Annotated in this window: 10 protein-coding genes; all 10 read right to left on the bottom strand. The window is 62.2% G+C overall.

Going from position 1 to position 13,849, the window contains the following annotated elements:
• Nucleotides 1–4,250 (bottom strand): VWA domain-containing protein (locus VGL70_15210; protein HEY3304871.1); only part of this gene is annotated, 4,250 nt, incomplete at its 3' end.
• A gap of 2 nt (nt 4,251–4,252) precedes the next feature.
• Complete coding sequence (locus tag VGL70_15205) at nt 4,253–5,143, bottom strand: DUF58 domain-containing protein (GenBank protein HEY3304870.1); 891 nt, start codon at nt 5,141–5,143, stop codon at nt 4,253–4,255.
• 4 nt (nt 5,144–5,147) lie between these two features.
• Complete coding sequence (locus VGL70_15200; GenBank protein HEY3304869.1) at nt 5,148–6,149, bottom strand: MoxR family ATPase; 1,002 nt, start codon at nt 6,147–6,149, stop codon at nt 5,148–5,150.
• A gap of 30 nt (nt 6,150–6,179) precedes the next feature.
• Nucleotides 6,180–7,622, bottom strand: a complete 1,443-nt coding sequence (locus VGL70_15195; protein ID HEY3304868.1) for a hypothetical protein — start codon at nt 7,620–7,622, stop codon at nt 6,180–6,182.
• Nucleotides 7,580–8,326 carry a hypothetical protein gene (locus VGL70_15190; GenBank protein HEY3304867.1) on the bottom strand — a complete coding sequence of 249 codons (747 nt, stop codon included), beginning with the start codon at nt 8,324–8,326 and terminating at the stop codon, nt 7,580–7,582. Before VGL70_15190 ends, VGL70_15195 begins: the two co-directional genes overlap by 43 nt.
• A 166-nt stretch (nt 8,327–8,492) precedes the next feature.
• Nucleotides 8,493–10,418, bottom strand: a complete 1,926-nt coding sequence (locus VGL70_15185) for a hypothetical protein (GenBank protein ID HEY3304866.1) — start codon at nt 10,416–10,418, stop codon at nt 8,493–8,495.
• Nucleotides 10,419–10,603: 185 nt separating this feature from the next.
• A complete protein-coding gene (greA, locus tag VGL70_15180) occupies nt 10,604–11,092 on the bottom strand; it encodes a transcription elongation factor GreA (GenBank protein HEY3304865.1) in 489 nt (162 codons plus the stop codon).
• Nucleotides 11,093–11,268: 176 nt separating this feature from the next.
• On the bottom strand, nt 11,269–11,658 hold the full coding sequence (locus VGL70_15175; GenBank protein HEY3304864.1) for a hypothetical protein: 390 nt from the start codon (nt 11,656–11,658) through the stop codon (nt 11,269–11,271).
• Nucleotides 11,659–11,718: 60 nt separating this feature from the next.
• Nucleotides 11,719–12,693, bottom strand: coding sequence for a dipeptide ABC transporter ATP-binding protein (locus tag VGL70_15170; GenBank protein HEY3304863.1), 975 nt, complete (start codon nt 12,691–12,693; stop codon nt 11,719–11,721).
• 36 nt (nt 12,694–12,729) lie between these two features.
• A complete protein-coding gene (locus VGL70_15165; protein ID HEY3304862.1) occupies nt 12,730–13,740 on the bottom strand; it encodes an ABC transporter ATP-binding protein in 1,011 nt (336 codons plus the stop codon).
• Nucleotides 13,741–13,849 lie beyond the last annotated feature (109 nt).

Genomic DNA, 13,849 nt, shown 5'->3' with positions numbered 1-13,849 from the left:
GGCTGCCAGGTCTCGCGCGCGGCGACGGCCTTGCCCGGATCGGGCGTGAAAAGACGCTTGAGCGCCGGCTCCCACTGGTCCGGCGGCAGCATCTCGCCGCCGCTCTCTTCGGCCAGGCGGCTGAGCAGCGCCGTGTCCGCTTTCAACTCGCGGTACTCGCGCGGATAGGGAACGATAAAAGGAATCGTCGCGACCGTCGCCGGCGCTTCGTCTTTCTTCTCTTCCTGGAGCGCCAGCAGATAGGCGCCGCGCTCCGCTGCAGTGAGGCGACCTTCGTATCTGCCCGGCGCGATCTGGCGGAACGGCGCGGCGGCGGCCGTCTGCGCCGTAGCTACGAGATTCCCCGATAGCTTGAGCTGGTTGACGAAGTCGCCTCCTTTGGTAAGAAAATCGACGACGGCTTTGATCTCATCCCCTTCCTGGTGAAATTCCGCCCGTACATTGGCCTCCGCGAGCGTGCGCCGCGCGCTGCGCGCGAGCTGTCCGGCCCATTGGGGAAAGTCACGCCACGCGATCCATTCCCTGCCCCAGCGCCCGGTCAAATCCGACGTGAAGGCGGCGACTTTGCCGAGGCCGTAGCGCCACGAGATCAACAGCGGGTCTTCATCAACCCGCATCAGCAGTTCCGCCTGCGGCTTGGGATGCGTCAGAACGTAACCGAAAAGCGGCGGCAGGCTTGCCTGCGCGAAGCCTTTGAGCGGCCCCGTCGCTGCGACGATTTTCGGCCGCACCGGCTTTTCGACCAGCAGGTCGCGCGCGATGAGAAGCGTTTCGGTGGTAAAAATCTGCGGCACCGTCTGCGGGTCGATCGCCGCATAGACCCTGCCTTTGCCGCCGCGCGCGATGTCGGCCATCAGGCCGTAATCGGCGTCCTGTCCCACGGCGACCGTGGAGACGGTCACTCCCTGGCCGGCCATTTTCGCGACCAGCGACTGAAAGTCCGCCTTGTCCGTGAGGCCGTCCGAGAGGACGAGCACGTGCTTGATCGCCGCCTGCTTGGCCGCGAGCGAGCGCTCCGCTTCGACCATCGCCGCGTACATGTCGGTGCCGCCGTCCGACTGGATCGCCGCGAGCCGATCGGAAATCCATTCGCCCTTGCCGACCATGCGGAACGGCAGCAGCCATTCCCATTTGGCGTCGAAGGTGAGAATTCCCATCTGGTCGTTGGGATTTAAGAGATCCGCGGCGGCCAGCGCGGCGGCCTTCGCCAGCTCGAGCTTGGTCGCGCCCTCCGGGCCCGCCGCCATGCTGCCCGACTTGTCGAGGACGAAGAGCAGCGCGATGTGCGGCATTTCCAGGCGCGCCGGCGGCCGCATCTCGACCGGGAGGATGCGCTCGAGCGGCGTCCTGTAGTAGCCGCCCGCGCCGTAGCTTTGCGCGCCGCCGAGAACGATCAAGCCGCCGCCCAGGTCCTTCACGTACCTCTCGATCGCTTCCATCTTCGCTTGCGTCAGGCGAAACGCCGGAACGTTGTCGAGCACCAGGAGATCGAACGACGCGAGCTCGGGAAGCGAGAGGCGGCTTTCTTCGGGCGACGACTCGAACACCGAATAGCCCTGGGTTTGGAGCACGCGCGCGGGCGCGCGCCGGCTTTCCGCGGACGAATAAAGGTAGAGCACCCGCGGCGGCCCTTTGACCTCGACGATCCCCTGCAGGCGGTTGTTTTCGGAGAGCGTGTCCGCCGCCGACTCGACCCAAAGCTCGTACGTATGGCTCCCCGGCTCGGCGAGACTGTCCTTGAAGCCGACCCAGTTCGTGCCGGGGTTGAGAGACAGCGTCTCATCTCTCAGGATGACGCCGTCGCGGGCGAGCTTCACGCGCGCCTTGGCGTCGCCGAGCGTTTCGATCGCGCCCTTCACCTCGAAGCTTGCGCCGCCGTCCACCTGCTGCGGCAGCTTGAGATCGGTCAGATAGATTTCGTTCTTGCCGCGCGCGAGACTCACGGGCAGGACCGAGACGGAGACGCCGCGCGAGCGGAGAAAGGGCAGCGCGCGGAAAGCCTGGCCGCGGGTCTCACGGCCGTCGGAGATCAGCAGAATCTTCCCCTGCCGACCTTCGCCGATCTGGGCGACCGGCGCTTGCAGCGCGGTTTCGATGTCGGTCTCCTCGCGCCCGACCACGGGGGAAAAATCGGCCAGGGGAAAATCGGCGCGGGGGAAAAATTCCCACGACGGGCGTTGTCCGAAAAAGAGCAGCCCGGCGCGCGTATCCATGACTTTCAAGCGCCGGGCCGCCGCGAGAATTTCCAACGCCTTTGACGTTCCTTCCCGGCCCACGCTGCGCGAGGCGTCCACGGCCAGCACGACGTCGAGCGCCGCCGCCGGCTGGAAGATTTTTGGATTCCACCAGGCGAGGAGTAGCGCGCCCGCCGCCACCGTCCGGAGCGCCAGAGGATAGAGCGCCGCGCCGCGCCGGAATACCAAATAACCCTCGACGAGCAACAAGGCGAAAACCGTGGCAAGCAGGAGCGGCCAAAGCGGAAATCCCGCCTCTGTTCTCTCGGCGCTTTCCGCGCGGCTGGCGCTCCTGGCAGGATTTGCCGCCACGCGGGAGCGGATTTGCGACTCGCTCTCGCTTAGAAGATTGACTGCGAACTCACCCGCCCCGCTCTGACTGCTGTAACTGTAAAATCCCGCCGCGGCCGTGTTCGTAAACGGAAACGGACGAGCCGTGGCTCTCAAGACCTCGCGCGCGCCCGACGGGCTTTTCACCTCCACCCGGTCGTCCGCCGGCGCGAGCGGAATCGGATAGGGCTTGCCGGCCTGGACTTGCGCGCCGGGAAATTCCGCGCCGCGCGGCCGGAACCATTCGAACGCGTTGCCGAAGAGAACCGGAAAGGCGACGCGCCAGGGAAGGTCCGAAGCCAAAAGATCGAAGCCGAGAACGAGAACCCTGAGTTTTCCCCGCTCGAAGGCGAAGACGAGCGGCGCTTCTCTCGATTGCGCCAGGATTGCCGCGCCGCTCGGCGGGACCATTTGCAGCGCTTCGCGGATATAGAGGTCATCGAAGCTGAGCCCTGCGCCGAGCGGATGGCGCGCCGCCGACGGAAGAACGCGCGGCCGGGAAATCTTGCCGCGGGCGGCAAATGGTTTGGCAGAGGTATTGATCAGGATGAAGTTGCCTTCGTCGAGCACGGGCGGCGCGACGCCGTCGAGCACGATCGCATCGTAGAGCGAACGCCGCGCCGAAAGCTCTTCCTGAGTCAGACGATCCACCCGTGTGACCTGGAGGTGAGGTAGAGAATGAAACAGGTGCTCCAGGTATGGGTTGCCTTTTCCCGCGTAGAGAACCCGTACGGGCGCAGAGCTTCTGAGCGTGAGGTAGGCTCGGTCGTCGGTCGGAAAATCGTCGGCGACGCCCAAGCGCGCCTCGAGCCGCTCCGGCAAGGCTCCCCCGTAAGAATAGACGAGCACGCGGCTTTCGCCGGCGCCGATCTCGACCGTCTCCTGAGCCCAGGATTTTTCCGCCTGCGCCAGCGCCACCGGCACGCGCGCCGGCCGGGAGGTGAAGTTTTTGACCGCGACCATCGCCTGATATCGATCCGCCTTATCCGGTAGCCGGCGCAGCTCGAAGCCGACGATGCCGATATTTTCCCCGCCGGCGCCGACGCTGACGAGCTGGAGACGCGAGGCGTCCCAGGGAAGCTCTTCGGCGCCGTCGAAAGCGCCGTCGCTGATGACGATGATCCGATCGCGGCCGCCGCGCTTGATGAACGAATGCGCGAACAGAACCGCCTCTTTAACGGGCGCCGGCGCGTCGGTGGGCCTGACGGCGCGCGCCAGATCTCGAAGCGTCCGGCTCTCGCCGCTCCACGGCGCGAGGATCTCCGGCCTCGGGCCCGCGCCGATAACCATCATTTTCTGCTGCGACCGCAGCGCATCGACGAGCCTCAGGAGCTCCGCGCGCGCGTCGTCGAAGCGGCTTCCGCCCCGGCCCTTGGCTTTCATGCTGGCGCTCAAATCGAGCACGATGACGAGGTCGCCCGCCGGTCCGCCAAGGCGGATGAGCGACGGATCGGCCAGCGCCGCGATCAGCGCAATGGCGGCGAGAAGCTGGAGGATCAAGAGAAGATTTTTTCTCAGCAAGCGGCCGAGCCATTGCCCCATCTGCCGCTCTTTCAGCACGCGCTCCCAGAGAAACAGCGTTGTGGTTCTCACCTGGAGCCCTTTGGGACGGAGACTGTGTAGGATGAGAATCGCGGGGATGGCGCCCAATAAAAGGAGGAGAGCTAGCGGTGATCCCCAACTCATGTCTATTTGACCCCTTGCGCCTCGCGCAACGTGAGCAGGACGAAGTCCTCGAACGGAACCGAAGTCCTCGTCCGGAGGTAGTCCATCCGGCGGCTGCGGCAGAACGACTCGATCTCGCCGCAGTAGGCGGTGAGCTCCTCTTGAAAGCGCCGGAGCAGGTCGGGGTCGAGAAAGAGCCTTCTCTCGCGCCCGCTCTCCACGTCCGCGAGCGAGAGATCGCCGCGCGCCGCCGGATCGAATTCTCCGTCGTCCATGATATGGATCACGAGGAGCTGGTGTTTCTGCTTGAGTAATTCTTCCAGCCCCGCGCGCCAGCCGCGCGGATCGAAAAGATCGCTCAACACCACCGCCAGGCCCGGCCTGGTGAAAAGAGCGGCGAACGATTCCATCGCGGCTTTAAGATCGGTTTCGCCGTCGCACGATACCGCGGTCAGGAAGTTGAACAGCGACAGGATCTGCTTCTTGCCCCGGCCGAGAGTGAGCGGCGCGTTCAGGTCTTCAGCGAAGCTCGCGCCGCCGACCTTGTCGAGATTCTTGAGGCCGATGTAGCCGAGCGCCGCGGCGATCCGCTTGGCGTGTTCGATCTTCGGCGGATTTCCCTCCGCCATCGAACGGCTCGCATCGATCAGGAGATAAATGTTCATCTCCTCCTCGGCGGTAAAGAGCTTGAGCCACAGACGCTCCAGCCGGCGATAGACGTTCCAATCGACGTAGCGGAGGTCGTCGCCGCTCTGGTATTTTCGATAGTCGGAAAATTCCAGACTGTATCCCCTGCGGACCGAGCGGTGCTCCCCTTTCGCCGCCGTCCAGGAGAGCCGCTTGGCGATCAGCCGAAGGCGCTCCAATTTTTTAAGAAAATCGGGCTGTAAAAAAAGCCCCGCTTCTTCCGTCATGCGTTTAATCCGCCATCTCCGCCACCTGGGCAACCACTTCCTCTACTATTTTCTCGGACGTGACGCCTTCCGCCTCGCCTTCGAGATTGAGAATGACGCGGTGGCGCAGGCTTTGCGGCGCGACCGCGCGGATGTCCGCGAACGAGACGTTGGGACGCTCGTCGAGGAGCGCGCGCGCCTTGGCGGCCAATATCAAACTTTGGAGCCCCCTCGGGCTCGAGCCGTAGAGCACATATTTTTCGGCGGCCGGCGCGGCGCCGTTTTTTTTCGGATGCGTCGCGAGAATCAGCCGCGCGGCGTAGTCCTTGACCGCTTCCGCGATCGGCACCTCGCGCACCCAGGCGCGGATTTTGAGGATCGTCTCCGCGTCCAGCACGCGGTTGAGTGCGGCGGGTGGCGGGCTGGTGGTAAGATCGGCGATCCGCCCCAGCTCCGCACGGCTCGGGTACTCGAGCAGCAGCTTGAAAAAAAATCTGTCGATCTGCGCCTCGGGCAGAGGATAGGTCCCTTCCATCTCGATCGGGTTCTGCGTCGCCAGAACCATGAACGGACTCTCCAGACGATGGGCCTTGCCCGCGATCGTGACGCTTTGCTCCTGCATCGCCTCGAGCAGCGCCGATTGTGTCTTCGGCGTCGCGCGGTTGATCTCGTCGGCCAGAACGATATGGGCGAAGATCGGTCCGTGCTGGAAACCGAACAGCTTTTTTCCCGAAGGATCTTCCGTGAGCATCTGCGTGCCGGTGATGTCGGCGGGCATGAGGTCGGGCGTGAACTGGACGCGCGAGAACGAGAGATTGAGCACGGCGGCGAGGCTCCGCACCACCAACGTCTTGCCCAATCCGGGCACGCCTTCAAGCAGGCAGTGACCGCCGCAAACCAGCGCGATGAAAACCTGCCCGATGAGATCGTGATGGCCTACGATCACCCGGCCCAGCTCCGACTTTACATCTGCGAAAGAGCGCCGCGCGCTCGCCATCCGGTCGCGTACTTCAGTCAACGCCTCCATAAGTTCTCCTCTGATGCTATTCCCCAATTCTTACTTCTTCTCCATTCCGAGCGAGAGAAAATATTTTTTCACCGTTTCTTTCATCTCGTGGGGAATTTTCTCCGACGCGAGATCCTCTTCGACCTGACGGCGGTACGAGGCGGCGATTTCCTCCTCGGGAATTTTGCTCGGGCCGGCTTTCGCTTCTCCCCGCAAGGTGAAGCCGCTGCTCTTGCCTTCGCGGAGAATTCCCTGAAGGCGGCTTATGGCGTTCGCGCCCGGCTGCGGGCTCTCAGCGCTCCCGGCCGGTGAACCGGGCTGATTGCCGGCAAGCTCTCCTCTACCTCCGGCCTTCTCCGATTCCGGCGAACGGCTTTCCCCCTCGCGGCCGCCGGCAGAAATCGATTCCGTGGGAAGCTCGCCCGCCTGATTGCCCTGGAGCAGCAGAGCGAGAAAATTCTCCACATCGGCGAGCGAGCGGCGGTCCATCTCGCCGGTGACATCCCGTTCGAGCTGGTCGAGAAAACTTTTTAACCCCTCGCCGCCGGCCTTGCCCCCCGGCGCCCGGCCCTGCTCCATCGCTTCGCTCAAGCGCGGCAGCGCCGACAGCCGCTCGAACAGCTCGCTTTCCTTGATCGTCGAGCCGCGACCAAGCTGTCCCTTCATCACATCCAACTCGGCCTTGAGACTCGCAAGCGCGTCGCGATGGTAGTCGCCGAGTCTTGCGCCGCCCTCGCCTTCTTGAACCTTTCGTCCAAGCTGCTGCTTGATCGCGGCCAGATTCTCCCCCAGCTTTTGATCGCTGCCCTGGCCCTTGAGACGCTCCTCCGCCATTTCCTTTAAAGCCCGGGCGATCCTGAGACTTTCCGCCAGCTCTTGGCTTTCGGCTTTGCGCCTGAGCTCCCCGGAAAACTCTTTGAGTTTTTCGGCCAGCGAAGCGGGCCGGGAACCGGTTGGGCGAAAATCGACGCTGCCGACGTCGAGCCACACGAGCGCGAGCCAGACGAGCAGCAGAGGCGCAGCCGCCAGCGCCTGCCAGGACCACCGGCGCTTGAACGCCGCTTTGACATCCAGATCCTTTAACCTCGTCCCGGCTTCCCTGAGCACATACCGTTCGACGGCGCTGGGCATGTCGCGCGTTAGAATCTCCGCCGCCGTAATCGCCCGCTCCTCCAGGCGAAGGGTTCGGTCCAAGTTAAAAAGAGCCAGGCGAGACTCTCTGGGTCCCCACGGCCGGAGCAAAAAATAGGCGGGCGCGAGGAGCAAAAAAAGAACGACCGGTAAGTAGATCGAAGTGAACGAATCCGGCAGCAGCCCCCGCGCCGGCAACAGGGCCAGCGAGACCAGAAGCGAGATACCAACGGCTCGGAGGAGGATCGTCTCCCGAAGCTTGGCCCGCTCCCAGCGAAGCAGCTCGGCAAATTTTTCTTGGAGCAGCAGAGCCTCGTCGCTCACGACTCGATCCTCTCGATCAGCGCGCGGCGGTAGATCCATAAACCCATCCCGAGCAGCAGCCCATGAAAGACGAAGTGGACCGCGCCTGCCGGCCAGCGAATCCCCAACAAGCTCAAGCGCGCCAGCTCTTTTTCTTCCAGAAAGGAGAGCAGAAAGGCGATCGGATTCAGCGGCAGATAAAGCGCCGCGGAAACGAACATCGTGGCGATGAAAAACGCGCGGACAAAAACCTGCCGGGTCTCGAGCTTGCGCTCCCATAACGAGAGCGCCGCCAGAGCCCAGATGCCGTACGCGAGCGCGTAAAAGAAAATCAGCGCAAACACCGAAAGAATAGCGGTCGCCGGGACGCGCGCGATCGCGCCCGCCCAAACGATTAGCGGCGCGGCGAGCAGCGCCAGAAGTAAAATCTGCAAGGTCAAAAGCGCGAGATGGGCGCCGGCGATATCCACCGGGCTCAGGTTTTCATCGACCAGCCGGCGCTTGAGCGAAATAAACCGCCACGGCGCAAACTCCTGGTTGGCCACTTTCAAGCTGAAGTAGACGATCAAAATCATGGCGGCCACCGCTGAAACCTTGAACACCTGCGCCGGTCCGATCCAGACCTGGGCCTCCAGCGAGGGCAGAAACAGCGTCAGGAACACCACGGGCGTAAGCAAGATCATCAGATAGAAATAGGCCGCGAAGCCGTGCCCCTCGACGAAATGGATCTCGAGCGATTCGCGGAAGATCGGACCGGGCCTCATGGTTCGATCTTCCTCACGCTTTGATTTTCCTCAGCGTCCTGAGGCACTCGAAGGACCATGACCCTGACCCATTCGACGGTTCGATTTCCCTCACCGTGGTGAGCCTGCCGAACCATAAACTCAGGGTCACCCTGAGCCCGTCGATGGGTGAGTTCAGTCGAAGGGGTCATTCTTCCTCCTCGCCCAGAGGAAAAAGCACGCGAAAAAACGTGAACTCACGCGCCAGGACGCGCCCGCCCTCGACGGACGCGCCGTGCGGACCGCCGTTCACCCAGCCCATAAATAACGCCGCGCCGCTCAAACGCTTCTGCTCCTCGGGAAAAAACGAATGGCGCGCCAGCGCGTCGCGGATCGGGTCCTTGAAGCGGATTTCGCGCAGGTCCGAGCGCGCCGAATAACCGTCCGCCGCGCCCGCCGCCGGCCCGCTCAAAGGAAACTCCCGGACCTGGTCGGCGCCGGACGGAATGTCCCCCAGAGCTACGAGCCGGTCCGGCATGATCATCCAACACTCCGTCAGATTTTGCGCGCTCCGGTTGGCGACTTTTAAAAGGCGTTTGTCGGGCTGCGTCTCGAGCTCGACACTGACGGGAAAGCGCCTCACCGACCGCACCCGGAACAGCCGATACTCCCATTGCTTCAAGGGCGTGCGAAAGCGCGGCCGGGCGCCTTCCTCTTCGACGATGAGACTGTTGTCTTCGGCGCCCGTGAAACGGCGCGCCAGCGGCTCGAACTCGGTCAGCCCGCTCTCGAACACGAGATCGTAATCGCGCCTCAAGGTCGAGAACAGGGCCACGTTGGAGCTGGCCTCGGCGTATCCTTCGGGGAGCGATTCCAAGAGAGTCGAAGCCACCAGAACGCCGTCCGGAATATTGCCGCCGCGAATAAACCATAAATAACCGCCGCAGGAGGCGAAGGTTACGACCGATAGAAACGAAACTCCGAGCGCCCGCCAACCCAACCGCCGGCTCTGCCAGAGCCAGGTCAGGACGCCGAGCGCAGTGAGATAAAAAACCGTCCAGACGAAAAAAGCGCGAATGGGCACGTAGCTCGCGGTCAGAGCGGGATTCAGCAAGAGCTGGGAAAATACCGCTTCGTCCCACAAAGCCTGCGAAAGCTTGTTTTCGCCGGACGGCGCCAGAAGATCCCGGAACAGCAGGGGCAGTCCTTGCCAGCGAGAGAGCGGCGGGCGGCCGACGTCCAGAGCGAGATAGAGAATTTTGCCTTTGCCTCTGATCGCCTCCACCAGCACCGGAGTGCCGCGCTCTTCGATGACGCTTCTTCCTTCGATCAGCCTGGAATCCAGCGCCGCGACATTTTGCAATAAAGGCGACGACTCTCCGTATGCCTTCTGCACGCCCGGAATCGAGCTGAAACTTTTGAGCCCGGAGACGCGCACCGGCAAAAAACGGCCGAGCGCAGGCTCCTGGTAGAGCGCGTAATGGATGCTTCCCAGCAAGACGATTTTCCCGCCCGCAGCGAGCCAGGCCTCGAGCGCCAGGCTCTGCGCGGCGGAAAGCTCGCGCAAAGACGGCTCATAGAAGACTACCGCAGCGACGCCGCCATAGGCCCGCGCGTCGGACGGCAGCTCCTCCAACGACACGGCGACCAGCGGACGGGTCGCGCCGGAAGCCAAAGGCAGGGCGGAAGAGAAGTTGCTTTCCGTCAAAAGAAGAACCAGCGGAGAAGGCGCAAAGTAACGTCTGAGATCGATCTCTTGGGTGACGGTCGAGCGCGCGCCGCGAAAACTGACCACGAGGGGACGGCTGATCGAGCCGGGGTCGATCGTGAAAGCCGCCGTCTTGCGCGCGTCCGCGCCGAGAAACAGCCGTCTACGGTGATAGACCGGAAACGCGGCGCTGCCCTTGACGGCGCCGCCCTTCCAAACGACCGCCTCCACGGTCCCTTCGACGGGCGGACCTTGATTGGCGATCTCGATGCGTATTGGAAAAGGACGGCCCAACTGGAATAGACCGTGGAAGCCGACCTGGACGTTGAGCGTTATTTCGTCGGCATGAAGGGACGGTAGTAGCAAAACGATCAGAGCCGCGGACAGGCAGAATAAAAGCGCAGTCTTTGTGAGCGAGAAGGGCATGGTCCCCTACGAACCTAGGATGGGAGCTTATCACATCATCATCACACCATCATAGGCAGGGGTCCAACCGAAGCAGCAGAATAGTTGCGCTGAAAATAATGCTTGCAGGTGGCTTAAAAAACTTTCATCGGCGAGGCGATCGAGGGCAACGATTGCGACCGACGGCGCGGGTGTCTCGCAACCTGCTATTCGATAAACTCGAGGCTGAGAATTTCGAAAGTGCGGATGCCGGTCGGGGTACGAACCTGGACTTCGTCGCCCTCGGATTTGCCGATGAGAGCGCGCGCCACGGGGGAGCTGATCGAGATCTTGCCGTTCTTCGGTTCCGCTTCGTGATCACCGACGATCTGGTAGACCACCTTATCGCCCGTGTCGGCGTCGGCGAGCGAGACCGTGGCGCCGAACACGACCTTGTCGCCGGACAGCTTGGAGACTTCGATGACCTGCGCGCGGGCGAGCTTGTCTTCGATCTCGCGGATTTGCACGTCGAGGAGAGATTGCCTGTCCTTGGCGGCGTGAAATTCGGCGTTTTCGGACAGATCGCCGTGACCGCGGGCCTCTTCAATCTCCTGGACAAGTCTCGGCCGCTCGACGCTCTTCAGGCGCTTCAACTCGTCCATCAGGTATTGATACCCTTTGTGCGTCATCGGCACGCGCAAGTCCTGAGTCGCCATAGCCGCTCCTAAATAAAAATAAAGACCCCTCGCAAAGAAGTTCACGAGAGGCCCGCAAAATTTCTTTCTCCTCAGAATGGGGAGATCTCAAGTAGACTAACCGTAATCTAACATCCTTCTCGGATAAATCAACCCATGAAATGGGCGGGGATACGGCGCGCCTGGGTATGGAGAGTTTAAGGTAATATGCTGAGAGTATAGTTGCCTGCGACGGCCACCGAGGCTCCTACCGCAATGTGGTTATCGGATGCTAATTCCGCCGTTACCGACCTGCACTGACCGAATCTCACGCCGGCCAATGAATCCACCAAAGCGCCAGCAGCGTCACGGGCGGTAACGTCGGCCGTTTGAGGGCCGGCAGTCGTCACACAGACAGTAACCAAAACTTTCTGGGTGGCGGTCGTGGCATTGGTATAAATACGAGCCCTGCCGTTGGCCGCCGCAGAAAATTTGCCTTCGTGCGCGCTCTGGGCCCGCAGAGCTTCCGGGAGCAGCAGGGGAGTCGCCAAGATCAAACCGAGAATGGCAGCGAGCCGGGCGACTTCTTTTACCGATATTTTAATCATAGGTTAACTCCTTCGGCCCCGATATGTACGCTCCGGTGGCTACTTTGTCAACCTGTGGTGCTAGACCCTCTTCCCCGGACCGAAGACGTGGCAGGAGGCGCCGTGGCCGTCGGCGAACTCGAGAGCGGGCTCAATTTTGTCGCAAACATCGACGCGATAGGGGCAGCGCGGGTGAAAGCTGCAGCCGGCGGGCGGATTGACCGGGCTCGGCACGTCGCCTTGAAGAACTATCCTCTCCTTCTTGCGTTCGGGATCGGGCATCGGCACCGCCGAGAGCAGCGCCCGGGTGTAAGGATGCTTGGCTTCTTGATAGATCTTATCGCTCGGCGCGATCTCCACGATTTTTCCCAGATACATGATCGCCACGCGGTGGCTGATGTGCTCGACCACTCTGAGATCGTGGGAGATAAAAAAATAGGTGAGATGCATTTTCTCCTGCAGCTCCTGCAGCAGATTGATGATCTGCGCTTGAATGGAGACGTCGAGCGAGGAGACCGGCTCGTCGGCGACGATGAACCTGGGATTGACGGCCAGCGCGCGGGCGATGCCGATTCGCTGCCGCTGGCCGCCGCTGAACTCGTGCGGATAGCGACCGTAGTGCTCTTCTCTGAGGCCGACCTGCCTGAGCAATTCCATCACCCGGTCGCGCTTTTTCCTGCCCGCGGCAAGCTTGTGGATCTCCAGACCTTCGCCGACGATGTCGCCCACGCGCATGCGCGGGTTCAGCGAAGCGTAGGGGTCCTGGAAGATGATCTGCATCTCGCGCCGCATGTCGCGCAGCTCGCGCGGCGAAAGCTTCGAGAGATTTTTTCCCTCGAAAACGACTTCGCCATCGCTTGGCTCGATCAACCTCAGAATGGCGCGGCCGAGCGTCGATTTGCCGCAGCCGGACTCGCCGACCAGCCCGAGCGTCTCGCCGGCTTCGACCTTGAGATCGACTCCGTCCACGGCCCGGACTTCTCCCTTGCGCCGCGAGAACAGCCCGCCGCCGACGGGAAAATATTTCTTCAGACCGCGAATTTCGAGCAGACTCATCGTCTCATTTCCGATTTTGGCTTTTAGATTCTATTGTTAAATAGCTCCAACAGCTGTGTCTTTGAACTCTTCAACGCTGGGTCCTGGAAAATAACACGCCACCCAATGATTTTTCTCTTTTTCCACCAGCTCGGGCTCGGCCTCGGCGCAGAGTCCGGCCGCTCTGGGGCAGCGATCGCGGAAGCGGCAGCCGCTGGGCAATTCCAGCGGGCTCGGCACTACGCCGGGAATCGCCGCCAGCCGCTTCTTCTTATGTCCTCTCGCGCCGGGAAGCGAATTTAACAGCCCGACCGTGTACGGATGGAGCGGCCGGCTGAAGATCTCTTTGGCGGTCGTCCGCTCGACGATCTTGCCGGCGTACATGATCGCGACCTCGTCGGCGCGCTCGGCGACGACGCCCAAGTCGTGGGTGATGAGCATCAGCGCCATCCCAAGCTTGGCTTGCAGCTCTTCCATCAATTCGAGAATCTGCGCCTGAATCGTGACGTCGAGCGCGGTGGTCGGCTCGTCGGCGATCAAGAGGCTGGGATTGCAGGAGAGCGCCATCGCGATCATGACGCGCTGGCGCATGCCGCCGGAGAGCTGGTGCGGGTAGTCGTCGACCCGGGACTCGGGATCGGCGATCTTGACCAATCGGAGCATCTCGATCGTCTTCGCCCGCGTCTCTCTCTTGTTCAATCCCTGATGCAGCCGGATCGCCTCGCCGATCTGGTCGCCGACGGTAAAAACCGGATTGAGCGAGGTCATCGGCTCCTGGAAGATCATCGAGATCTCGTTGCCGCGGATGCGGCGCATCGACTCTTTGTCGAGCTTCAAGAGATCGCGTCCGCGGTAGAGGATCTCGCCGCCGACGATCCGGCCGGGAGGCGACGGCACGAGACGCAGGATCGAAAGCGCTGTGACGCTCTTGCCGCAACCCGACTCTCCGACGACGCCGAGCGTCTCGCCCTCGCCGATCTCGAAGCTCACGCCGTCGACGGCTTGAACCTCGCCTTCGGGAGTAAAAAAGGATGTCCGGAGATCTTTGACCTGGAGTAACGTGGCCACGACGAGGAATCTAATAACACATGAGGGATTTTTTTTATATACCAAGGCGTCCTGTAAGTCGTCCGCGCCGCGGCTCCGCTTGATCTTCCCCTTCAGGTGGGTTAGACGA

The organism is Candidatus Binatia bacterium (assembly GCA_036504975.1).
In the GTDB taxonomy this organism is placed as follows: Bacteria; Desulfobacterota; Binatia; order UBA9968; family UBA9968; genus JAJPJQ01.
Note: the sequence above shows the minus strand (reverse complement) of the source record. Positions and strands in the feature narration are given on the sequence as shown.

Excerpts from the sequence above, each read along its gene's own strand:
- VGL70_15205 (HEY3304870.1), bottom strand. The coding sequence starts at position 5,143 with ATGACGGAAGAAGCGGGGCTTTTTTTACAGCCCGATTTTCTTAAAAAA.
- VGL70_15200 (HEY3304869.1), bottom strand. The coding sequence starts at position 6,149 with ATGGAGGCGTTGACTGAAGTACGCGACCGGATGGCGAGCGCGCGGCGC.
- VGL70_15195 (HEY3304868.1), bottom strand. The coding sequence starts at position 7,622 with ATGGATCTACCGCCGCGCGCTGATCGAGAGGATCGAGTCGTGAGCGAC.
- VGL70_15190 (HEY3304867.1), bottom strand. The coding sequence starts at position 8,326 with ATGAGGCCCGGTCCGATCTTCCGCGAATCGCTCGAGATCCATTTCGTC.
- VGL70_15185 (HEY3304866.1), bottom strand. The coding sequence starts at position 10,418 with ATGCCCTTCTCGCTCACAAAGACTGCGCTTTTATTCTGCCTGTCCGCG.
- greA (HEY3304865.1), bottom strand. The coding sequence starts at position 11,092 with ATGGCGACTCAGGACTTGCGCGTGCCGATGACGCACAAAGGGTATCAA.
- VGL70_15175 (HEY3304864.1), bottom strand. The coding sequence starts at position 11,658 with ATGATTAAAATATCGGTAAAAGAAGTCGCCCGGCTCGCTGCCATTCTC.
- VGL70_15170 (HEY3304863.1), bottom strand. The coding sequence starts at position 12,693 with ATGAGTCTGCTCGAAATTCGCGGTCTGAAGAAATATTTTCCCGTCGGC.